The 21,867-nt window shown below is 54.3% G+C and carries 24 protein-coding genes; 23 read left to right on the top strand and 1 reads right to left on the bottom strand.

Going from position 1 to position 21,867, the window contains the following annotated elements:
• Window positions 1-89: 89 nt before the first annotated feature.
• The 6 genes from fapR to rnc are packed head-to-tail and all read left to right on the top strand — an operon-like array spanning window position 90 to window position 4,454.
• Entirely contained in the window at window positions 90-659 is a 570-nt protein-coding gene (gene fapR / locus ACZ2GZ_RS09450; RefSeq protein ID WP_021067087.1) for a transcription factor FapR, read from the top strand.
• Window positions 656-1,645, top strand: a complete 990-nt coding sequence (gene plsX, locus ACZ2GZ_RS09445; RefSeq protein WP_021067088.1) for a phosphate acyltransferase PlsX — start codon at window positions 656-658, stop codon at window positions 1,643-1,645. The genes fapR and plsX overlap by 4 nt, the downstream gene beginning before the upstream one ends.
• Window positions 1,646-1,663: 18 nt before the next feature.
• Entirely contained in the window at window positions 1,664-2,584 is a 921-nt protein-coding gene (gene fabD, locus ACZ2GZ_RS09440) for an ACP S-malonyltransferase (RefSeq protein WP_021067089.1), read from the top strand.
• Window positions 2,577-3,317 (top strand): 3-oxoacyl-[acyl-carrier-protein] reductase, encoded by a 741-nt coding sequence (gene fabG / locus ACZ2GZ_RS09435; protein ID WP_470295195.1) that lies wholly within the window; start codon window positions 2,577-2,579, stop codon window positions 3,315-3,317. The genes fabD and fabG overlap by 8 nt, the downstream gene beginning before the upstream one ends.
• Before the next feature lie 59 nt (window positions 3,318-3,376).
• Window positions 3,377-3,616: an acyl carrier protein gene (gene acpP, locus ACZ2GZ_RS09430; RefSeq protein WP_021067091.1), complete on the top strand. Its 240-nt coding sequence runs from the start codon at window positions 3,377-3,379 to the stop codon at window positions 3,614-3,616.
• A gap of 58 nt (window positions 3,617-3,674) precedes the next feature.
• Window positions 3,675-4,454: a ribonuclease III gene (rnc, locus tag ACZ2GZ_RS09425; RefSeq protein WP_021067092.1), complete on the top strand. Its 780-nt coding sequence runs from the start codon at window positions 3,675-3,677 to the stop codon at window positions 4,452-4,454.
• A 51-nt stretch (window positions 4,455-4,505) separates the two neighbouring features.
• Here the strand turns inward: rnc and ACZ2GZ_RS09420 are convergent, their stop codons facing one another.
• A complete protein-coding gene (locus tag ACZ2GZ_RS09420) occupies window positions 4,506-4,700 on the bottom strand; it encodes a DUF1128 family protein (protein WP_021067093.1) in 195 nt (64 codons plus the stop codon).
• A 115-nt stretch (window positions 4,701-4,815) separates the two neighbouring features.
• On the opposite strand from ACZ2GZ_RS09420, the gene smc reads away from it, so the two are divergent.
• The 17 genes from smc to topA all read left to right on the top strand — a co-directional run bounded on the left by smc (window position 4,816) and on the right by topA (window position 21,867).
• Window positions 4,816-8,373, top strand: coding sequence for a chromosome segregation protein SMC (smc, locus tag ACZ2GZ_RS09415; protein ID WP_470295194.1), 3,558 nt, complete (start codon window positions 4,816-4,818; stop codon window positions 8,371-8,373).
• Window positions 8,370-9,371: a signal recognition particle-docking protein FtsY gene (ftsY, locus tag ACZ2GZ_RS09410; RefSeq protein WP_021067095.1), complete on the top strand. Its 1,002-nt coding sequence runs from the start codon at window positions 8,370-8,372 to the stop codon at window positions 9,369-9,371. Before smc ends, ftsY begins: the two co-directional genes overlap by 4 nt.
• A gap of 96 nt (window positions 9,372-9,467) precedes the next feature.
• On the top strand, window positions 9,468-9,791 hold the full coding sequence (locus ACZ2GZ_RS09405) for a putative DNA-binding protein (RefSeq protein ID WP_021067096.1): 324 nt from the start codon (window positions 9,468-9,470) through the stop codon (window positions 9,789-9,791).
• An 11-nt stretch (window positions 9,792-9,802) separates the two neighbouring features.
• Window positions 9,803-11,143: a signal recognition particle protein gene (gene ffh, locus ACZ2GZ_RS09400; RefSeq protein WP_021067097.1), complete on the top strand. Its 1,341-nt coding sequence runs from the start codon at window positions 9,803-9,805 to the stop codon at window positions 11,141-11,143.
• Window positions 11,144-11,224: 81 nt separating this feature from the next.
• A complete protein-coding gene (gene rpsP / locus ACZ2GZ_RS09395) occupies window positions 11,225-11,500 on the top strand; it encodes a 30S ribosomal protein S16 (RefSeq protein WP_021067098.1) in 276 nt (91 codons plus the stop codon).
• Window positions 11,501-11,553: 53 nt separating this feature from the next.
• Window positions 11,554-12,069, top strand: a complete 516-nt coding sequence (rimM, locus tag ACZ2GZ_RS09390; RefSeq protein ID WP_470295193.1) for a ribosome maturation factor RimM — start codon at window positions 11,554-11,556, stop codon at window positions 12,067-12,069.
• Complete coding sequence (gene trmD / locus ACZ2GZ_RS09385; protein WP_021067100.1) at window positions 12,059-12,775, top strand: tRNA (guanosine(37)-N1)-methyltransferase TrmD; 717 nt, start codon at window positions 12,059-12,061, stop codon at window positions 12,773-12,775. Before rimM ends, trmD begins: the two co-directional genes overlap by 11 nt.
• A 113-nt stretch (window positions 12,776-12,888) precedes the next feature.
• Window positions 12,889-13,242, top strand: coding sequence for a 50S ribosomal protein L19 (rplS, locus tag ACZ2GZ_RS09380; RefSeq protein WP_021067101.1), 354 nt, complete (start codon window positions 12,889-12,891; stop codon window positions 13,240-13,242).
• A gap of 82 nt (window positions 13,243-13,324) precedes the next feature.
• Window positions 13,325-13,867, top strand: coding sequence for a signal peptidase I (lepB, locus tag ACZ2GZ_RS09375; protein ID WP_021067102.1), 543 nt, complete (start codon window positions 13,325-13,327; stop codon window positions 13,865-13,867).
• A gap of 12 nt (window positions 13,868-13,879) precedes the next feature.
• A complete protein-coding gene (ylqF, locus tag ACZ2GZ_RS09370; RefSeq protein WP_470295192.1) occupies window positions 13,880-14,740 on the top strand; it encodes a ribosome biogenesis GTPase YlqF in 861 nt (286 codons plus the stop codon).
• A gap of 41 nt (window positions 14,741-14,781) precedes the next feature.
• Window positions 14,782-15,534 carry a ribonuclease HII gene (locus ACZ2GZ_RS09365; protein WP_470295191.1) on the top strand — a complete coding sequence of 251 codons (753 nt, stop codon included), beginning with the start codon at window positions 14,782-14,784 and terminating at the stop codon, window positions 15,532-15,534.
• 11 nt (window positions 15,535-15,545) lie between these two features.
• Entirely contained in the window at window positions 15,546-16,391 is an 846-nt protein-coding gene (locus ACZ2GZ_RS09360; RefSeq protein WP_021067105.1) for a hypothetical protein, read from the top strand.
• Window positions 16,388-16,657: an EscU/YscU/HrcU family type III secretion system export apparatus switch protein gene (locus ACZ2GZ_RS09355; protein ID WP_021067106.1), complete on the top strand. Its 270-nt coding sequence runs from the start codon at window positions 16,388-16,390 to the stop codon at window positions 16,655-16,657. Before ACZ2GZ_RS09360 ends, ACZ2GZ_RS09355 begins: the two co-directional genes overlap by 4 nt.
• A gap of 111 nt (window positions 16,658-16,768) precedes the next feature.
• The gene (gene sucC / locus ACZ2GZ_RS09350; RefSeq protein ID WP_021067107.1) at window positions 16,769-17,929 is read left to right on the top strand and encodes an ADP-forming succinate--CoA ligase subunit beta; all 1,161 of its coding nucleotides are present in this window, start codon (window positions 16,769-16,771) and stop codon (window positions 17,927-17,929) included.
• Between the two features lie 12 nt (window positions 17,930-17,941).
• Window positions 17,942-18,859 carry a succinate--CoA ligase subunit alpha gene (gene sucD, locus ACZ2GZ_RS09345; RefSeq protein WP_470295190.1) on the top strand — a complete coding sequence of 306 codons (918 nt, stop codon included), beginning with the start codon at window positions 17,942-17,944 and terminating at the stop codon, window positions 18,857-18,859.
• A 54-nt stretch (window positions 18,860-18,913) separates the two neighbouring features.
• On the top strand, window positions 18,914-19,705 hold the full coding sequence (dprA, locus tag ACZ2GZ_RS09340) for a DNA-processing protein DprA (RefSeq protein WP_470295189.1): 792 nt from the start codon (window positions 18,914-18,916) through the stop codon (window positions 19,703-19,705).
• A gap of 65 nt (window positions 19,706-19,770) precedes the next feature.
• On the top strand, window positions 19,771-21,867 hold the full coding sequence (gene topA / locus ACZ2GZ_RS09335; protein WP_021067110.1) for a type I DNA topoisomerase: 2,097 nt from the start codon (window positions 19,771-19,773) through the stop codon (window positions 21,865-21,867).

Here is a 21,867-nt window from a genome sequence, read left to right as displayed (position 1 = left end):
ACAACACTTGAAAATAAAATCTAAAGAATATATACTGCTATTAGTACCAGGTATTAAGTTCTTTAGCATAGAGTTTAGGAGGGAACTGAATGCGGGTACCTAAGAAAGAGCGGCAACGCTTATTGCAAGAAACGATTGATCGCAACCCGTTCATCAAAGACGAAGAGCTGTCGAAACAGTTTGCAGTCAGTATTCAAACGATTCGACTCGATCGGATGGAGTTAAAGATTCCGGAAGTGAGAGAACGGATCAAGCACGTTGCCTCAGAACACCTCGATGAAGTGAAGTCGCTCGCCATGAGCGAGGTCATCGGTGATATGATTGACTTGAAGCTCGATGAATCGGCCATCTCGGTTCTCGACATTGAGAGAGAACACGTCTTTAGCCGCAACGAGATCGCCCGGGGACACGTATTGTTCGCCCAGGCCAACTCGTTAGCGGTGGCGCTCATCAATGATGAATTGGCGTTGACCACTAAAGCGGACATCCGGTTTAGTCGCCAGGTCCATCTTGGAGAGCGAGTCGTTGCCAAGGCTCGTGTAATCAAACTACGTCGGGACGGAAGAACGGACGTCACAGTGGATAGTTATGTCGGCGAAGAGTGTGTCTTTAGCGGAGACTTCACGATCTATCGTCGCGGTGAGGAGGAACAGGCATGAAATTAGCAATCGATGCAATGGGCGGGGATCATGCCCCGAAAGCAATCGTGGAAGGCGTCAAACAGTTTGCCGACGCGTTCCCGAATGAGCAGATGGAACTGTTTTTAGTCGGAGATGAGGTCAAACTCGCCTCTTATGGGTTGACCGACCCGCGAATCAAAATCGTTCCGGCAAGTGAAGTCATCACCGGAGACGATGAGCCGGTCCGGGCCGTCCGCCGTAAAAAGGACAGCTCGCTCGTCGTGGCGGCCAAACTCGTCAAAGACGGAGAGGCCGACGCCCTCGTCTCGGCTGGGAATACCGGCGCCCTCATGGCGGCGTCACTATTCGTCATCGGACGGATTCCCGGCATCGAGCGTCCCGCGTTGTCACCTACGTTCCCTACATATACGGGTAGCGGTGTCGTCATTTTAGACGTCGGGGCCAACCCGGACGCTAAGCCTGAGCACTTGGTCGACTATGCGATCATGGGCTCGCTCTACGCTGAGCACGTCCGCGGCGTCAAGCGCCCGCGCGTCGCGCTACTGAACATCGGGACCGAGGCTGGGAAAGGAAACGCCCTCACGAAAGAGGCGTACCCCCTCCTTGAACAAGCACCGGTCCACTTTGTCGGCAACGTGGAAGCACGTGAGGCGATGTCCGGTGACGTGGACGTCATCGTCACCGAAGGGTTCGCCGGAAACATTTTGCTCAAAGGTGTCGAAGGTTCGTCATCGATGCTCATGAAGATGATGAAAGAGCAGTTCACGAGCGATTTCGTCTCGAAGCTCGCCGCTCTCGTCTTAAAACCGAAGTTGAAACGATTGAAACAAACATTAGATTATCGGGAACACGGTGGAGCCGGGTTATTCGGCATCAACGCCCCGGTCATTAAAGCGCACGGTTCGAGCGATGCGCTCGCCATCATGAGCGCGCTCAAACAGGCGAAAATCATGGTCGATCACGACGTCGTCGCGAAGATCAAGCAAGCCAAAGCCACAAACTAATTCAAAGAAGGTGAGTACATGGGGAAAACAGCATGGGTATTTCCAGGACAAGGGTCACAAGCCGTCGGCATGGGCCAAACGTTCCTCGACAATCCTGAGCAACTGCACGCGATCGGCCGTCGCCTCGGATTTGATTTACTCGACGCCATGGCGGCAGGATCAAAAGAAGAGCTTCAACGGACGGAACTGGCCCAACCGGCCATCGTGGCGCATGCGGCATCACTCGCACAAGCTCACGCCAAAACAGGGGCCGCGCCAGACATGGTGATCGGTCACAGCGTCGGAGAATATGCGGCACTCGTCATCGCCGGCGTCATCGATTTGGAAGAGGCGAGCGTGCTCGTCCACGAACGCGGTAAGCTCATGTCAGAAGTGAAGGATGGGGCGATGGCAGCCGTCATCGGGATGACCGATGTCGACGAGGCGTTCCATGTGACGGAGAAAATCAGTGCTAGCGGGAACCTTGTACAAATCGCCAACTACAACTGTCCGGGTCAGTTCGTCATCTCGGGACACGTCGACGCGGTCAAACAAGCCGAGACGGACTTGAAACAGGCCGGCGCGAAACGCGTCTTACCGCTCAACGTCTCTGGTGCGTTCCACAGCTCGTACATGATGCCAGCCGCGACGCGGTTCAAAGACGTGCTCGCTTCGTCACCGTTTAAACCGGCGGCGATCGGGATTATCTCGAACGTCGATGCCGAGGTCCATACCGACCCGGAGAAATTGAAAGCACTCCTCACCGAGCAACTGTACGCATCGGTCCGATTCGAGGCGTGTGTCCGCAAAGCGATCGACGCTGGCGTCGACACGTTCATCGAATTCGGTCCGACGTCGCCATTGTCGGGTCTCATCAAGCGAATCGATGCGAACGTGACGATCAAACAGGCGACGACGCTCGAAGAGGTGGCCGCGTTAGGAGGAGAAGTACGTGCATGACCAAGTAGCAATCGTGACAGGCGCGTCCCGGGGGATCGGGGCCGCCATCGCGAAGCGTTTAGGGGAGGACGGCTTTCGGGTCGTCGTGAATTACTCGGGTAGTGTTGAGAAAGCAAAGGCTGTCGTCAGTGAGATTGAAGCGAACGGGGGCGAGGCCATCGCCGTCAAAGCGGACGTCTCGAATGCGGATGACGTGAAGGCGCTCATCAAGACGACGGTCGACACGTTCGGCCGCATCGATTGCCTCGTCAACAATGCGGGCATCACGCGTGACGGTCTGCTCATGCGCATGAAAGAGGCTGACTTTGACGATGTCTTGTCGACGAACTTGAAAGGTGCGTTCTTGACGTCGCAAGCTGCGACGCGGACGCTCTTGAAATCGAAGTCGGGCCGCATCATCAATATCGCCTCGGTCGTTGGCATCACGGGCAACGCCGGACAGGCCAACTATGCGGCGGCGAAAGCCGGGCTAATCGGCCTGACCAAATCAGTCGCGCGTGAACTCGCCGGACGCCATGTCACGGTGAACGCCGTCTGTCCTGGATTTATCCAGACGGACATGACCGATGCCTTGACCGACTCCCAGCGTGAGGCGACGCTCGGACAAATCCCGTTCAACCGCTTCGGCCAAGTCGAAGACGTGGCGAACGTCGTCTCATTCCTCGCTTCACACCAGGCGGCTTACGTGACGGGTCAGACGATCGCCGTTGACGGCGGGATGACGATGGCTTAAAATCAGAACTTTACCAATCGAATCACATTTTATATACTTTAATTTGGAGGGATTTTATCATGACAACAGAACAAATCTTAGTAGACGTACAAGCAGCAGTGGCAGAGAAACTCGGGAAAGATGTATCTGAGATCACAGCCGACAAATCATTCAAAGACGACCTCGGTGCGGATTCGCTCGAAGTTATGGAAATGGTCATGGACCTTGAAGACAAATTCGATATCACAATCGAAGATGAAGATGCAGAGAAACTTGCAACTGTCGGCGACGTTGTCGCTTACATCGAAACTAAATTGTAATCAAGCCTCCCACCGCTCGTCATGAGCGGTGGGCTTGTGCTTATTCACGGAGGGAATTATGACAAAGGACAAGCGACGGTTTGACCGTCAAGGGTCGGCGCAACGACGCCGACGAAATGAGCTCGAACGGTCTCGGATTCTCGAGCAGTTCAAGACACTTGAAGAACGGCTATCCGTTCGATTCACGAATCAAGATTTATTGATGCAAGCGTTCACCCACTCCTCATACGTCAACGAACAACGCGGTCTGAAAAAAGACAATGAGCGCTTAGAGTTTCTAGGCGACGCGGTGCTCGAGTTGACGGTGTCTCGGTTTTTGTATGAGACGTATCCGGAGCGCTCCGAGGGGGAATTAACGAAGTTGCGGGCGGCCATCGTCTGTGAGCCGTCACTCGTCAACTTCGCGGAAGCCTATGCTTTCTCTGATTTTATCTTGCTTGGGAAAGGCGAAGAGTTGACCGGCGGTCGCAAGCGTCCGGCGTTACTCGCCGATGTGTTCGAATCCTACATCGGTGCGCTCTATCTGGACCAAGGGATTGAACCAGTCGAACAGTTCCTCGCCGAAGCGGTTTTTCCGAAAGTCTTAGCCGGTGTGTTTGAAGAACAGACTGATTATAAGAGCCAGCTCCAAGAGAGCGTGCAACGCGAAGGGCTCGGGCCCGTCTCGTACACGATTATCGAAGAGCGCGGGCCGGCCCATAGCCGGGAGTTCGTCGCCCACGCCCGTCTGTCTGACGACATCGTCGGGGAAGGCATCGGCCGATCGAAGAAAGAAGCCGAGCAGCTTGCGGCGAAAGAAGCGTTAATCGAATTCAATCGGCAATACGCCGGCCTCTAACACAAAAGGAGTGGACCTCTCAACGGGTCCACTCCTTTTTGTATCATCTAGTTACGTCAATTGCCCGAGTTCTTCGACGATTCCATCCACTTCAGAAATCGACAACGATGAACGATTCATCACGTAGTCGTAAATCTCTTTGACGGCCGAGGCGTCGGCACGGTTATATTCTTCCGCTTTGATGGCGCCGCGGTTGATGATGTTCATTTTGTCGAGAATTTCCTCAATCATTTGTTCGTTAGTCATCGGTCGTACCCCTTTCTACAGTTCTTTTTAGAATAGCATGATTCTAGCATTTTGACGAACTGGCAACTGTGGTAAAATAAACAAATGAATGCTTACTGAGGATAGGATGGTCACGATGCACTTAAAACGAATCGAACTCGCTGGCTTTAAATCGTTTGCCAAGCGGATTGAACTGGATTTTCGTCCCGGCGTCACAGCCGTGGTTGGACCGAACGGGAGCGGAAAATCAAATATATCGGACGCTGTTCGCTGGGTACTCGGTGAGCAGTCGGCCAAATCGCTCCGCGGAGCGAAAATGGAAGATGTTATCTTTGCCGGCAGTGAAGGGGAGAACCATCGTAACGTCGCCGAAGTGACGCTCGTGTTGGACAATACGGACGCCCATTTGCGGCTGCCGTATGAAGAAGTGAGCGTCACGCGCCGTGTCACGCGGAGCGGCGACAGCGACTACTTTATGAACAAGAAGCCGTGCCGTCTCAAAGATGTGATTGACCTGTTCATGGATACGGGTCTGTCGCGTGATGCGTTTGCCATCATCGGCCAAGGCCGGGTCGAGCAGGTCATCTCCGGGAAACCGGAAGACCGCCGGGCCGTCATCGAAGAAGCGGCCGGTGTCTTGAAATACCGCCAGCGTAAAAAACAAGCGGAACGGAAACTGCAGGACACTGAATTGAACTTGTCCCGCGTCGACGATATCTTGTATGAACTCGCCGACCGGGTCGAACCGCTCCGTGAACAAGCCGCGCTCGCCCGTGAGTATCAAGTCGCAAAAGCTCGGCACGATGAGCTCGAGACAGGTATTCTCGGTGCCGAGATTACGGAACTCGGAACAGGAATCACCCGTACGAACGAACAACTCGGGACGGCGTCCGCCCATCTCGCCGAGCAAGACGGCGCGTTGAACGCGATTGTGGCGGAACGGACGGAGCTCGAGGCGACACTCGCCGTCGATCGGGAAACGCTCGATACGCTCCACCAGGACGAACGGACGCAGGCGACCGAACTGGAACGATTGACCGGCGAAATCAAGCTCGCGAAAGCCCGGGAAGAGCACGGGGCGGAAACGAAAGAACGTCTCGAGCGCCAGCGGGTCGAGTTGGCCGAAGAGGCCGAACAGTTGACGCAGAAATTGCACGTGGCCGAGGCGGATTTGGCGTCTAAAACCGAGGCGTTACATACCGTCGAATCGGCACGCGTCAAACTCGACACACAATTGACGGCAGCGACACGCGATTTTAACGCGGAAATCGAACAGCTCCAAGGCGAGGCGTTCGAACTGGCGACGACTCGCGCCACGCTCAGCAATCAACAGAAGCGGGAACGCCGGGATATCGAACAAGCCGAGGAAGCGAAAGCCCGCCTCCTGCGTGAGAATAAGGATCGCCTCGATGTGCGGACCGAACAGACGGCTTCACTCGAGGCCGAGCAGGCTCGTCTCGACGAAGCGCGGACGACGTGGGAGACGCTGCTCGCGCAAGAAGCCGATTTGACCGAACAAGAGACGACACTGCGGGACAAGCTGGCTCGGGCCGAGCAGTCATACCACGACCTCGACCGCCGGCGTCAGAAGACCGAGGACCGCATCGAATTGCTCGAGCGGATGAAGCAGTCATATGAAGGCTATTTCCATGCCGTCAAATTCGTGTTGAAAGAACGGGGGCCGGGCGTGCTCGGTGCGGTCGCGGAATTGATTCGCGTCTTCCCGTCCTACGAGGCCGCCATCGAGACGGCGCTCGGTCAGACGCAACAACACATCGTCGTCGAGACGGATGTGGTCGGTCGCCGAGAAATCGACCGGCTACGGAAGGCGAATGCTGGACGGGCCACGTTTGTGCCGATGACGAGCGTGAAGGAACGTTACGTCCCGAGTGAAGTCGCGCACCGGCTCGAATCGCTCGACGGATTCGTCGGCATCGCCGCCGACCTCGTCGAAACGGACCCGGCCTATGACAAATTGAAACGGTCCCTTCTCGGTGCCGTCATCGTCGCCAGCTCACTCGAAGTCGCCAACCGGATCGCCCAGACGACCGGGTATCGCTATCGCATCGTCACGCTCGACGGGGACATCGTCAACGTCGGCGGTTCGATGACCGGGGGTAGCCGGAAGCAAGGCGTCGCCTTGTTCACGCAATCGCGTGAACTCGATGACTTGAAGCACGGATTGACGCAAGGGCTGGCCATGCTCCATGAGCAACAGTTGCGCGTGACGACGTATACCGATGAGATGTCCCGGTTGCGGGAGTCGCTCCAGTCAATCAGACTCAAGAAGCGCGAGGCCGAAGAGACGCTCCGGTCGACGGAACAGGCGTACCGAAGCTTGGAGAGGGTGTCACAAGACGCCAAGGCGCAACTTGAACTGTTCGATCATGAAATGGCCCGCTATGCCCATACGATTGAAGCCGCAACGAACGAATTGACGCGGCTCGCACAAGAGCTCGAGGCGACCGATGCGTTGCAAGCCTCGATTCGGACCGAGCTCGAGGCGCTCCGCGGTGAGCAGGCGAAAGGTGCCGCGACGACGGGGCAACTGCAAGAAGCCATCCGTCAAAACGAACTCGATCGCCAACGGCACACGCTCGACCTCGACCGGGTCCGCTCGGAAGTCGAACGGCTCGAGACCGAGGTCGCCAAACAGACGGCACGCCTTCATCAAATCGAACGTGAGCTCGAACATGTGGCGAGCGGCCGGGTCGTCTCTTCAGCCGAACTCGAGCTCGAACATGTCGAGGCGGTCAAACAGATGGATGCGCTCAAAGCGCGCCTGACGCAACAGTTGAACCAGCTCCATGCCGAAGAAGAATCATACCGAATTCTAAGGCAGCGCGAACAACAGGCGACGGACGTGCGTCGTCGACTCGATGCGGACGTCCGTAAACTCGAGACCGACGTGAACGAACTGGAGTTGAAACGGAAGTGGAAACTCGATGCGCTCGACGAACGTGGACTCGTCTTCGATTTGCTGCCGACGCTCACGATCCCGCTCGATGAGGCGAAAGAGGAGTTCAAACTGCTCGTCCGCCAAATCGAGGAGATCGGTCCGGTCAATTTGAATGCGATTGAAGAGTTCGACCTCGTCAATGAGCGGTTCATGTTCTTGTCTGAACAGCGGGACGACCTCGTCAGCGCCAAAGAGGATTTGTACGACATCATCAACGAGATGGACCGTGAAGTGACACGATTGTTCAAAGAGACGTATACGCTCGTCCGCGGTCACTTCAAACAGACGTTCCAGGAACTGTTCGGTGGCGGCGAGGCCGATTTGAAATTGGTCGACGAGTCCGACTTGCTCAATACGGGCATCGATATCGTCGCCAAACCACCCGGGAAGAAACTGCAGACGCTCAGTCTGCTCTCGGGGGGAGAACGGGCCTTGACAGCGATCGCGCTCTTATTCGCGATTTTGAAGACGCGTCCGGTGCCGTTCTGTGTGCTCGATGAAGTCGAGGCAGCGCTCGATGAGGCGAACGTCCATCGGTTCGGGGAGTATATCCGGACGCTGTCGATTGATACGCAGTTCGTCATCATCACGCACCGGAAAGGGACGATGGAGGCGGCGGATACGCTCTACGGCGTGACGATGCAACAAAACGGGGTCTCCGAGGTGCTTTCGGTCGAACTATCTGAAGCGAAGCGCGTCGTTGAGACGGAAGAAGAGATGGAGGAATTAAGTTGAGTTTTTTTAAGAAGCTAAAAGATAAATTGACGACCTCGACGCAAGAAGCGTCACAAAAGTTTACCGATGGATTGACAAAGACCCGCGACGGGTTCGCGAATGCCGTCAACGATCTCGTCTATCGGTTCCGCGAAGTCGATGAGGATTTCTTCGATGAACTCGAGGATCTGCTCATCCAGGCGGACGTCGGGGTGACGACGACGATGGACCTCGTCGAAGATTTGAAAGAAGAAGTGAAGCGCCGCAACTTGAAAGATCCGGTCGCTGTCCGCGATGCGCTCGTCGAAGTCGTGGCGAAGCGACTCCAAGAGGACGAGTCGGACCGTGAGTTGAACATGCAAGACGGATTGACGGTCATCTTGTTCGTCGGCGTCAACGGCGTCGGCAAGACGACGACGATCGGCAAGCTCGCCCATCAATTGAAGTCGGAAGGCCGTTCGGTCATGCTTGCGGCGGGCGACACGTTCCGGGCAGGTGCCATCGACCAGCTCCAAGTATGGGGCGAACGCGTCGGAGTCCCGGTCATCCGTCAAGCCGAAGGTTCGGACCCGGCCGCGGTCGTGTTCGATGCCGTCCAGGCAGCGAAATCACGCGGTGTCGACGTCTTGATTTGTGACACGGCCGGACGTTTGCAAAACAAGGTCAACTTGATGAACGAGCTTGAAAAAGTGAAGCGGGTCATCGAGCGTGAAGTGCCGAACGGACCGCATGAAGTGTTGCTCGCGCTTGACGCGACGACAGGGCAGAACGCGATGGTCCAGGCGAAAGCGTTCAAACAAGCGACGAACGTGAGCGGCATCGTCTTGACGAAGCTCGACGGCACGGCCAAAGGCGGTATCGTGCTCGCGATTCGAAACGAGCTCGATATTCCAGTCAAATATGTTGGGCTCGGCGAGAAAATCGATGATTTACAAGCGTTCGACCCGGAACAGTTCGTATACGGATTATTCGGGGACATCTTCGAAGAAAAACAACAGACAAACGATGACCTCGCCTAAGTTTCTCTGTTAAGAAAAAAACTTGACAAGAGCTAGGGACGGCTGTACTATTGGTAGTTGTAAAGGGATTTCACTTAACATGTGGAGGTGGAGGTCATGTCGCTCGAAAAGACGAATCGAATGAACTACTTGTTCGATTTTTATCAAGCACTACTCACACCGAAACAGCGCAACTATATGTCTCTTTATTACCTAGATGACTACTCGCTCGGAGAGATTGCGGAAGAGTTTGAAGTCAGCCGTCAAGCGGTCTACGATAACATAAAGCGTACCGAAGCAATGCTTGAGCAGTATGAGGAGAAGTTGGCCTTGTTCGAGAAGTTCGAACAGCGGCAACAACTGCTTCAGACGCTCAAACGTCAAGTCGAGCATTCGCCCGACGCGACGGAAACGATTTCGGCGCTTGAGAATTTAGAGTAGGGGGCTGAAGCATGGCATTTGAAGGATTATCCGAACGGTTGCAATCGACACTGGCGAAAATGCGGGGGAAAGGTAAAATTTCCGAAGCAGATGTCAAAGAGATGATGAGAGAAGTTCGTCTCGCTCTCCTTGAAGCCGATGTCAACTTCAAAGTGGTCAAACAGTTCGTCAACGACGTGAAAGAACGGGCCATCGGCCAAGACGTCATGAAATCGTTGACACCGGGCCAACAAGTTGTCAAAATCGTTCATGAAGAGCTAACGACTTTGATGGGAAGCGACGTCGTCCCGATCACATTTAACCCAAAACCACCGACAGTCGTCATGATGGTCGGGTTACAAGGTGCGGGGAAAACGACGACGACCGGGAAGCTCGCGAACTTGATTCGCAAAAAGCATAACCGGAGTCCACTTCTCGTCGCGGCGGATATTTATCGGCCCGCGGCCATCAAACAGCTCGAGACACTCGGCAAGCAACTCGATTTACCGGTGTTCTCACTTGGCGACCAAGTGAAGCCGGAAGAAATCGTCACAAAAGCGCTCGAGTACGCCAAAACCAATCATCACGATTTCGTGTTGATCGATACGGCCGGTCGCCTTCACATCGACGAGACGCTCATGGGCGAACTCGAAAACGTGAAGACGATTGCCAAACCAAATGAAATCTTCCTCGTCGTCGATGCGATGACGGGTCAAGATGCGGTCAATGTGGCCGACAGCTTCAATGAGAAACTCGGAATCACCGGCGTCGTGCTCACAAAGCTCGACGGTGATACACGTGGTGGGGCAGCCCTTTCAATCAAGGCAGTCACGGGAGCGCCGATTAAGTTCGTCGGTCTCGGTGAAAAGTTGGATGCCCTCGAACCATTCCACCCGGAACGCATGGCGTCACGGATTCTTGGGATGGGGGACGTGCTCACACTCATTGAAAAAGCCGAGTCACAGATGGACCAAGATGCTGCGAAGGAGCTTGAAAGCAAAATTCGCGATGCATCGTTCACGTTCGATGATTTTATCGAGCAGTTGGGTCAAGTGAAAAACATGGGCCCAATTGATGAATTGCTCTCGATGTTACCTGGTGCAGGTAAGATGAAAGGGTTGAAGAACGTCCAAATCGACGAGAAGCAACTCGATCATGTCGAGGCGATCATTCGCTCGATGACAAAGCATGAGCGCTCCAATCCTGAAGTGCTCAACGCGAGTCGTCGCAAGCGGATCGCAAAAGGGAGCGGTCGTTCCATCCAGGAAGTGAACCGTCTCATCAAACAGTTCGATGACATGAAGAAGCTCATGAAGCAGATGTCAGGACAAATGAAAGGGAAGAAAAAAGGTCTCGGCCTTCCGTTCTTCTAAGAAAACTTTTGTCAGTCGGGCAAAAAAACAGTATACTATTAAAGTTGTCAATTCTTAAACACATGATGGAGGTATATTACCATGGCAGTTAAAATTCGTCTCAAGCGCATGGGCGCAAACAAATCACCTTTCTACCGGATCGTTGTAGCTGATTCACGTTCACCACGTGATGGCCGTTTCATCGAGCAACTCGGTCACTACAACCCGGTTGCAAAACCAGAAGCAGAAGTTCGCATCAACGAAGAACTCGCTCTCAAATGGTTGGCAGACGGCGCGAAGCCATCTGACACAGTACGTAACTTGTTCTCTAAAGCAGGGATCATGGAGAAATTCCACAACGCGAAAAACGCGAAGTAAGGATGTGGCCGACCTTTTATGAGGTCGGCCCATTTTTTTGAGGAGGCATAACAATGGAATGGTTATACGTAGGTAAGATCGCCAATACCCACGGCTTGAAAGGGGAACTGAAGTTGCTCGCCGCGACCGATTTCCCGGCCGAACGCTTCAAGAAAGGCGAGACGCTCTATTTGGACGTCGATGGCAAGAAGCTCCCGTTCGAGGTGACGACGTATCGTCCGCATAAGCAGTTCCATCTCGTGACGTTCAAAGGGCTTGAGAATATCAATCTCGTCGAGAAGTATAAAGGGATGAAACTATACGTTCACGTCGAGCACGTTCACGAGTTACCGGAGCATGAGTTTTACTATCATGAGATTATCGGTTGCGAGGCCGTCGTCGACGGTGAGGTCATCGGTGTCGTCGACGATATCTTCGAGACTGGTGCCAACGACGTCTGGGTCATCAAACGCCCTGGCAAGTCGGACGCCCTCATCCCGTACATCGAATCGGTCGTGAACGACATCGATGTCGAGGCGAAACGTGTCGTCATCACCCCGATTCCGGGAATGATTGACGATGAAGATTGATGTTTTAACGTTATTCCCCGAGATGTTCGCCCCGCTCGATCATTCAATCGTCGGACGGGCCCGTACCCTCGGACAAGTCGAGATGGCGTTCACGAACTTCCGTGATTTCTCGACGAACAAACACCATAAGGTCGACGACTACCCGTACGGAGGCGGGGCGGGCATGTTGCTCACCCCGCAGCCGATCTTTGACGCCTTCGACGCCATCGACAAGAAGCGTCCCCGCGTCATCGTCACGACGCCGACCGGACGCCGTTTCGACCAACAGATGGCGGAAGCATGGGCGTCCGAGGAACACTTGATCTTTTTATGCGGCCATTATGAAGGGTTCGACCAACGGATTCATGATGAGCTCGCGACGGACGAAGTGTCAATCGGTGACTTCGTCATGACTGGCGGTGAGCTCGCCGCGATGGTCATGATCGATGCGACGGTCCGTCTCATCCCGGAAGTACTCGGCGATCAGGCGAGCCATGAAGATGACTCGTTCTCGACAGGGCTACTCGAATATCCGCACTATACACGCCCAGCGGAGTTCCGTGGTCTGAAGGTGCCTGACGTCCTCTTGTCGGGCAATCACGCCAAAATCGAAGCGTGGCGCCGAGAGCAGTCGCTCCTGCGCACGTATCGCCGGCGACCGGACCTGCTCGAGCGCATCGAACTGTCGAAGGCAGATAAAAAATTCATTGAATCGTTGCGCGATTGACCGAATTGTGCTATGTTTGAGCATGTGGGTTAACCCCACCAATTACCGATGTTCCGCTGTTGGATGCTTGGGCAGATGAAGATATGAACATTGAAGAAAAAGGAGAACTATTCATGAACACACAAAAACTGTTCCGTGAAATCACAGAAGAACAATTCAAATCAGACGTACCTGCTTTCCGTCCTGGTGACACAGTACGTGTCCACGTTAAAGTCGTAGAGGGAACGCGCGAGCGTATCCAGATCTTCGAAGGCGTAGTCATCAAGCGTAAGGGTGGCGGCATCGGCGAAACATTCACAGTTCGTAAGATTTCTTACGGCGTAGGTGTTGAGCGTGCATTCCCGCTTCACTCACCACGTGTCGCGCAAATCGAAGTCGTTCGTTACGGTAAAGTCCGTCGTGCGAAACTCTACTACCTCCGCAACCTTCGCGGTAAAGCAGCACGTATTAAAGAAATCCGTCGTTAAGATGGGGATTAAGCTTGTCGCTTGCGACAAGCTTCTTTTTTTCTAGTACAATAAGTTCAAACGGACAGAGGAGTGAGGCAAGTTGAAAGAAGTGTTCAGTTGGCTTAAGGCGATCGTCGTTGCGCTCGTCATCGCGTTCGTGATCCGGACGTTCATCTTTGTACCTGTCATCGTCGAAGGAGAGTCGATGATGCCGACGCTCCAAAATGCCGATCGCATGATCGTCAGCAAAATCTCGAACTACGTCGGTGAGCTCGACCGGGGCGATATTATCGTCTTCCACGCGACAGAATCGAAAGACTATATTAAACGCGTCATCGCCATTCCTGGCGACACGCTCGAATATCGGGACGACACGCTTTATTTGAATGATGAGGCGGTCGAAGAACCGTATTTAGAGGATTTCCAGGCACAGATGAACGGCTTTCCTCTTACCGAAAACTTTACGCTCGAACAAGTGACGGGCGAGACGGTCGTCCCTGAAGGCTCGTACTTCGTCATGGGTGACAATCGTCAAAACTCGAAAGACAGCCGTGAAATCGGCTTTGTCCCGAAAGAGGACGTCGTCGGCAAAACGAACTTCGTGTTCTGGCCGCTCGGTGATTTCGGGACCGTACAAGAATAAGGTGGTGTTTGTTTGGCAATTCAATGGTTCCCTGGCCACATGGCCAAGGCACGAAGACAAGTAACAGAAAAGTTAAAGCTCATCGATGTCGTCATCGAACTCGTCGATGCACGTGTTCCACAATCGAGCCGTAACCCGATGGTCGATGAGATCACGGAAGGCAAACCGCGTCTCATCGTCTTGAATAAAGCCGATATGGCCGATCCGGTCGTCACTGACGCCTGGCTCCGCGCCTTGAAGCGCGATGACATCGAGGTCGTCGCCGTCGACGCGAAACATAGCAAAGGCTTGAAACAGCTCATGTCGGGCGCCGAGAAGCTCATGCAAGAGAAGCATGACCGCATGCGTGAGAAAGGCCGGAACCCCGGCCCGATCCGCGCGCTCATCATCGGCATCCCGAACGTCGGCAAGTCGACGCTTATCAACCGTCTCGCCGGACGTAACATCGCTGTCACCGGCGACCGTCCGGGTGTCACGAAGCGTCAGCAATGGATCAAGATGAAAGGCGGCGAGATGGAATTGCTCGATACGCCAGGGATTCTTTGGCCGAAGTTCGAGGACCAGATGGTCGGCTATCGCTTGGCGGCGACCGGTGCCATCAAGGATGATATCTTGAACCTTGATGATATCGCGCTCTACACGGCCCGCGAGCTGTCGGCCCGCTATCCGGACCAGTTGAAAGAGCGATTCAAAATCGATCAATTGCCGGAAGATGCCGTCGAACTGCTCGAATTGATCGGGAAGAAACGTGGACTCCTCAGCGGCGGTTACGTCGATTTCGAGAAAGCGAGCGAATTACTATTGAACGAACTGCGTCATGAGAAAATCGGACGCGTCTCCCTCGAGACGCCGGCCGACCATGACATGGCGTGAAGTCCTGTGCAAACAGGGCTTTTTTGAATAGGAGGAACGGAATGACGATTCAAGCGATTAAACAACGGCTACAGACGGTCCGATATGAAGAGTGGGAGCAGGTACGGGCCGAGTTGAAAGACGACCCGCGGACGGGCGTCCAGACGCTCATCCGGCAACGGGAGCGACAGTTCGCACAAGAACATGCCCTCCGTGCCGACTATACGGCCCGTCAGGCGTTCGAAGACGATTGGAAGGCCCAAGGGTTCGGTCTCATCGGCGGCGTCGACGAGGTCGGTCGAGGGCCGCTCGCGGGACCAGTCGTCGCGGCGGCCGTCATCTTGCCGGAAGGGTTTTATCATCCCGGCCTGAACGATTCGAAAAAGATGTCGAAACGGGCGCGGGAACTGGCATACCGCATCCTCATGGACGAGGCATCGGTCGGTGTCGGCATCGTCGACGCTGACGTGATTGACCAGGTCAATATTTATGAGGCGACGAAACTGGCGATGGTGGAAGCGGTCCGGCAGCTCGGAACGGTCGATGCGCTGTTGATTGACGCGATGCGCCTCGACCTCGACATCCCGCAGCAGTCACTCATCAAAGGGGATGCCCGGAGTGTCTCGATTGCGGCGGCGAGCGTCGTCGCCAAAGTCGTGCGCGACAACATGATGGAGGATTACGCTATTCTCTATCCCGGGTACGGGTTCGAGCGGAATGCGGGTTATGGCACGAAAGACCATTTGACCGGCCTCGCGGAACACGGCATCACACCGATTCACCGGAAGTCGTTCGCACCGATTAAACAGATGTAGGAGGGGAAACGATGCGCATCGATCACCAAGGCGTCCTGCCGTTCAAGGTCACCGAACAAAATTCACGGCAACTGCTCGTCGGCAATACGGTCGTCGGCCGGGTGCTCCAACTGTTGCCGGGAGGCGAGGCGGTCATGCAGCTGCCGCAAGGCATGTTCCGGGTCGGGGTGAACGCCGACGTCAAAGAGAACGTGACGTACAAGATGGTCGTCACCGAGCTCGAACCGAAACTCGTCTTGAAGGTCGTGCCGCAACAAATCGAGGCGCAGCAGGCCCAACGGTCACCGCTCGCCCAGCTCGGCAGCGAGCTCGGGCGCCTGGCTCGCCAACCACTCGCTACGCCCGAGCCGCTCCAGGCGCAAGGTCGGCAACTGCTCGAGAGCGGGGCCGGGGCTGACGTGAAGCAACTCGTCGGCGAGCTGTTCAAAGCGAAAGGCGACCCGAAGTTCGAACAGTTCGTCCGGGCCCAGGAGACGTTCAACGCCGTTCAGGCCCCGCCGTTCGTCGTTCAAGCATTTCACATACCGCATTTAGGACCATTTGAACAAGTGCGGTTCCGTCTCGAGGCGCCGAAAGGCGAGGTCATCGACTCCGACCACGCCCGTATCGTTCTATTCCTCGAGACCCCGAAGTATGGAGAGACGGGCATCGATTTGCTCGTCCAGAAGCGGCACGTGTCGGTTAAAGTGTTCAACGAGCAACATGACTTGAGTCCGTTCGTCAACGCCTACGAGCCGTTGCTCGGTCGGGCACTCGAAGCGAGCGGCTATGAGCTGTCCCGCTTCTCGTTCGAAGCAAAGCGTGAAACGGTGCCGGACACGTTCGCCCCACTCGGAAAGGTGGACCAACGCGTATGACCGATCGCAAACAAGCCATCGCCTTGTCCTATGAGCAATCGATGGAGTCACCGCGCGTCGTCGCCAAAGGGGGCGGACTCGTCGCCGAGCGCATGCTCGCGCTCGCGCAAGCGAACGGTGTGCCGATTCATGAGGACCCGGCCTTACTGTCACTCTTGTCCGCGCTACAGATTGAAGAGCAGATTCCAGACGACCTGTACCAGGTCATCGCCGAGCTTTTCGTGTTTCTTTATCAGATGGAACAAGGAAAAATCGAGGATGTCTAGGGGTAGATGTGAAAAAAAGATGAAAACTTAAAGCAAGAACGATAGACAGCGCTTTCAGTTTTTCGTTACAATAGACGTGCCGATATTAAAGGGGACTAAGGGGGAAACGAAATGAATATCCATGAGTATCAGGCGAAAGAATTGCTTCGGGCGTTTGGAGTGGCCGTACCTACGGGCTATCCAGCGTTCACGGTTGAAGAAGCAGTCTCAGCCGCCGCCAAGCTAGACGGTGAACTAAAAGTTGTCAAAGCTCAGATTCACGCAGGAGGCCGCGGTAAAGCCGGCGGTGTCAAACTTGCGAAGTCAGATGAAGAAGTCAAACAGTACGCGTCAGAGATTCTCGGCAAGACGCTCGTCACGCATCAGACTGGACCAGAAGGAAAAGTCGTGCAACGCCTTTACATTGAAGAAGGCTCTGCCATTGACCAAGAATTTTACTTAGGACTTGTGCTTGACCGTTCGATCGGCCGAATTGTCATCATGGGTTCATCAGAAGGCGGTATGGACATCGAGGAAGTCGCTGAACATACACCTGAAAAGATTCATAAAGAAGTCGTCGACCCAGTCGTCGGACTCCGTCCGTTCCAAGCACGCCGTCTCGCGTTCAAGATGGAAGTGCCGACCAAACTCGTCAACAAATTCAGCGACATGGTCATGAAATTGTATAAAGTGTACGTCGAGACAGATTGCACGATCGCGGAAATCAACCCGCTCGTCACGACGAAAGACGGCAACGTCATCGCACTCGATGCGAAGCTCAACTTCGACAGCAACGCGCTTTATCGTCATAAAGACATCGTCGACCTTCGCGACACGACAGAAGAAGATCCGCGTGAAGTCGAGGCGTCAAAACACGACCTTAGCTATATCGCGCTCGACGGCAACATCGGTTGCCTCGTTAACGGGGCTGGCTTGGCCATGGCGACGATGGATATCATCAAGCATTACGGCGCCGAACCCGCTAACTTCCTCGATGTAGGCGGCGGTGCAACGAAAGAAAAAGTAACGGAAGCGTTCAAATTGATTTTGTCAGACGACCAAGTCAAAGGAATCTTCGTTAACATCTTTGGTGGCATCATGAAGTGTGACATCATTGCTGAAGGTATCGTCGCGGCGACGAAAGAAATCGGTCTCGATTTGCCACTCGTCGTCCGGTTAGAAGGCACGAACGTGGATGCGGGACGACGCATTCTCGATGAATCTGGACTTGCGATCACTTCGGCGAGCTCGATGGCTGACGGTGCAGAAAAAATCGCGGCACTCGTTCGATAAGGGGGAAACGACATGAGTATTTGGGCGAATCAAGATACAAAAGTGATCATTCAAGGGATCACGGGGAAACAAGGTCTGTTCCACGGCGAACAGATGCTGGCATATAACACGAAATTGGTCGGAGGGGTGACACCTGGTAAAGGTGGCACGACCGTCCTTGACGGCGTACCGGTCTTCAACACCGTATCCGAGGCAGTCGAAGCGACTGGCGCGAACGCGTCAATCATCTACGTGCCACCTGCGTTCGCAGCCGATTCGATTATGGAAGCGGCCGATAGCGGCATCGAGTTGATCATCTGTATCACAGAAGGTATCCCGGTCATCGACATGATTCAAGTGAAGCGTTACCTCGAGGACAAACCGGCCCGTCTCATCGGACCGAACTGCCCGGGGATCATCACGCCAGGGGAAGCGAAACTTGGCATCATGCCAGGCTATATCCACTCGAAAGGCCACGTCGGCATCGTCTCGCGCTCAGGGACGCTCACATACGAAGCGGTCCATCAGTTGACGACTGCCGGAATCGGACAATCGACAGCTGTCGGGATTGGTGGAGACCCGGTCAACGGAACGAACTTCATCGACACGCTCCAAGCGTTCAATGAAGACGAGGACACGAAAGCGGTCATCATGATCGGTGAAATCGGTGGAACGGCTGAAGAAGAAGCTGCTGAATGGGTGAAAGCGAACATGACGAAACCGGTCATCGGTTTCATCGGTGGACAAACAGCCCCTGAAGGCAAGCGGATGGGCCATGCCGGCGCCATCATCTCAGGCGGAAAAGGTACAGCTGCTGAGAAAATTAAGACGTTGAACGCCAACGGGATTGAAGTCGCCGAGACGCCTGCCGTCATCGGAGAGACGCTCATCCGGGTGTTGAAACAACAAGGTTTGTATGAAGCTTGCGTGACGGGTCAACCGACAACGTAAACCATTCGGAATGAGGGATGCGCGGCATCCCTCATTTTTTTAGAGGTGATTGTGATGAATCAAACAATCGCTCGATTCGCAGCCGAACGGTTGCCGGTCGAGTTCGTCCATCATTACTTGTCGCACGCGCATATGAACATGCAGCAGTTCCATCCGAGCGTCCGAAGCAAAGCAGAACGGGCGCTTCGTTCCACGGTCACGTACGACCGTTTTTTGACGTGGGAGGATGAATTGTTCCCGTCCGCGCTGCTCCATATCCCGAATCCGCCATATTGTTTGTTTTATCGAGGTGATTTAGAGGTACTACATCAACAAACGACCGCATTGGTCGGAAGCCGTGAATTGAATCGTATCAGCCGTCGACTCGTCGAACATTTCCGTCCTTTAATAGAAGAAACTGTCTCCATCTCGGGTGGGGCGCTCGGCATCGACGGTCTCGTCCATGAGCTGTCGCTCGAACATGACCGGCCGACCATCGCCATCCTCGGAGCGGGCTTTTCGCACTTGTATCCACAGGTCCATTTGCCCTTGTTCGAGCGGATTTCGCGACACGGGTTACTCCTCACGGAATACACACCGGAAACACCTGTCAAAAAATTTCAATTTTTAGAACGAAATCGTCTCGTCAGCGGACTTGCCGATCGTCTCGTCGTCATCCAGGCCCGTCAAAAGAGCGGGACGATGAATACGGTCGGACATGCCCTCGAGCAAGGAAAGACGGTATTCGCGGTGCCTGGTAGCCCGCTCGATCCGCTCGCGGCCGGTCCGAATCAATTGATTGAAGACGGGGCGATTCCATTGACGACTCCCGATCAAATTCTAACATGTTCAAGGATTGGACGTTGACAAACCATCGACAACATGAATATTATGGTAGGGATTTAAATGACCTCTAAAAGGGGAGCAGATGTATGGCAAAATACTTGGTGATCGTCGAATCACCCGCGAAAGCGAAAACAATTAAACGTTATTTAGGATCGAATTACACGGTCAAGGCATCTATGGGTCACGTCATCGATTTACCGAAGAGTCAACTCGGTGTCGACGTGGAACATGACTTCGAACCGAAGTACATCACGATCCGTGGCAAAGGCCCAGTTTTGAAAGAATTGAAGACGGCAGCCAAAAAAGCGACGAAAATCTTTCTCGCGGCTGACCCGGATCGCGAAGGGGAAGCGATTGCTTGGCATTTAGCACGTGCCCTCGGTGTCGACGAAACGACGGAATGTCGCGTCGTCTTTAACGAGATCACGAAAGATGCGATTAAAGAGTCGTTCAAACACCCGCGTAAAATCAACCATGACCTCGTCGACGCCCAGCAGGCGCGTCGAATTTTGGACCGTCTCGTCGGATACGGGATGAGCCCATTACTATGGAAGAAAGTCAAAAAAGGATTATCGGCCGGACGCGTTCAATCCGTGGCCGTTAAAATGATTATCGACCGGGAGCGGGAGATCAATGCCTTCGACCCAGAAGAGTATTGGACCATCAAACTCACCCTCAACCATGAAGGCGAATCGTTCGAGACTTCGTTTTATGGTAAAGACGGGAAAAAAATGGAGCTCAAGAGCGAGGCAGATGCCGACGCGGTGCTCAAAGCGATTGACGACTCATTCAAAGTCATCGACGTCACGAAGAAAGAGCGGAAGCGCAACGCGTCGCTCCCGTTCACGACGAGCTCGCTCCAGCAAGATGCGGCTCGTAAATTGAACTTCCGTGCCAAGAAGACGATGATGCTCGCGCAACAGCTATACGAAGGGATCGACCTCGGGAAGAAAGAAGGCACCGTCGGTTTGATCACGTATATGCGTACCGACTCGACGCGTATCTCAGATTTGGCGAAAGCGGAAGCGAAAGAGTATATCGAATCCACATTCGGAGAAGAGTACGTCGCGTTGCAGAAGCAAAAAGAGAAGAAAGCCGCGAACGCCCAGGACGCCCACGAAGCGATTCGTCCGACTTCGGCGTTACGCGACCCGGCCTCGGTGAAAGCGTACTTGTCGCGTGACCAGCTCCGCTTGTACAAGTTGATTTGGGAGCGCCTCGTCGCGAGCCAAATGGCGCCGGCCATCCTCGACACGGTGAAAATCGACGTCGAGTCGAACGGCATGATTTTCCGTGCCAACGGGTCGACCGTCAAATTCCCTGGTTTCATGAAAGTGTATATCGAATCGAAAGATGAAGATATCGAAGACACGAACCCGGAGAAAGAAGGGTTGCTCCCACCGCTCGAAGTGGATGACCTCGTCAAGTTCGAGACAATCGAACCGAAGCAGCACTTCACACAGCCGCCGCCACGTTACAGTGAGGCGCGTCTCGTTCGGGCGATGGAAGAACTCGGAATCGGTCGTCCGTCGACGTATGCACCGACGCTCGATACGATTCAAAAACGCGGATATGTGGTCCTTGAAGAGAAGAAGTTCGTCCCGACAGAACTTGGCGAACTCGTCATCGAGATGATCGATGAGTACTTCAACGACTTTATCACCGTCCAGTTCACGGCCGACATGGAGACGCTCCTCGACTCGATTGAGAACGAGGAAGTCGAATGGACGGAAGTCGTCGCTCCAATCTATCGCAGTTTCGAGAAACGTCTGAAACGAGCCGAATCAGAGATTGAGAAAATCGAAGTGAAAGATGAACCGGCCGGCATCGACTGCGAAGTGTGCGGTTCGCCGATGGTCATCAAGATGGGCCGTTACGGGAAATTCATGGCATGCTCGAACTTCCCGAACTGTACGAACACGAAACCGGTACAAGTCGAAATCGGCGTCCCATGTCCGAGCTGCAAAGACGGACAAGTCGTCGAACGACGCAGTAAGAAGGGTCGTCTGTTCTACGGTTGCTCGAACTATCCAGACTGTGAGTTCGTCTCATGGGACAAGCCGGTCGCGAAACCGTGTCCGGAATGTGGTAAGATGATGGTCGAGAAAAAAATTAAAGACGGTGTGAAATATCAATGTACGAACTGTACCCATGCCGAGGTACATCAGTTAGAGGAGGATTAA

It is taken from the genome of Exiguobacterium sp. KKT215 (assembly GCF_055635335.1).
This window is presented reverse-complemented; position numbering and strand designations above follow the sequence as displayed.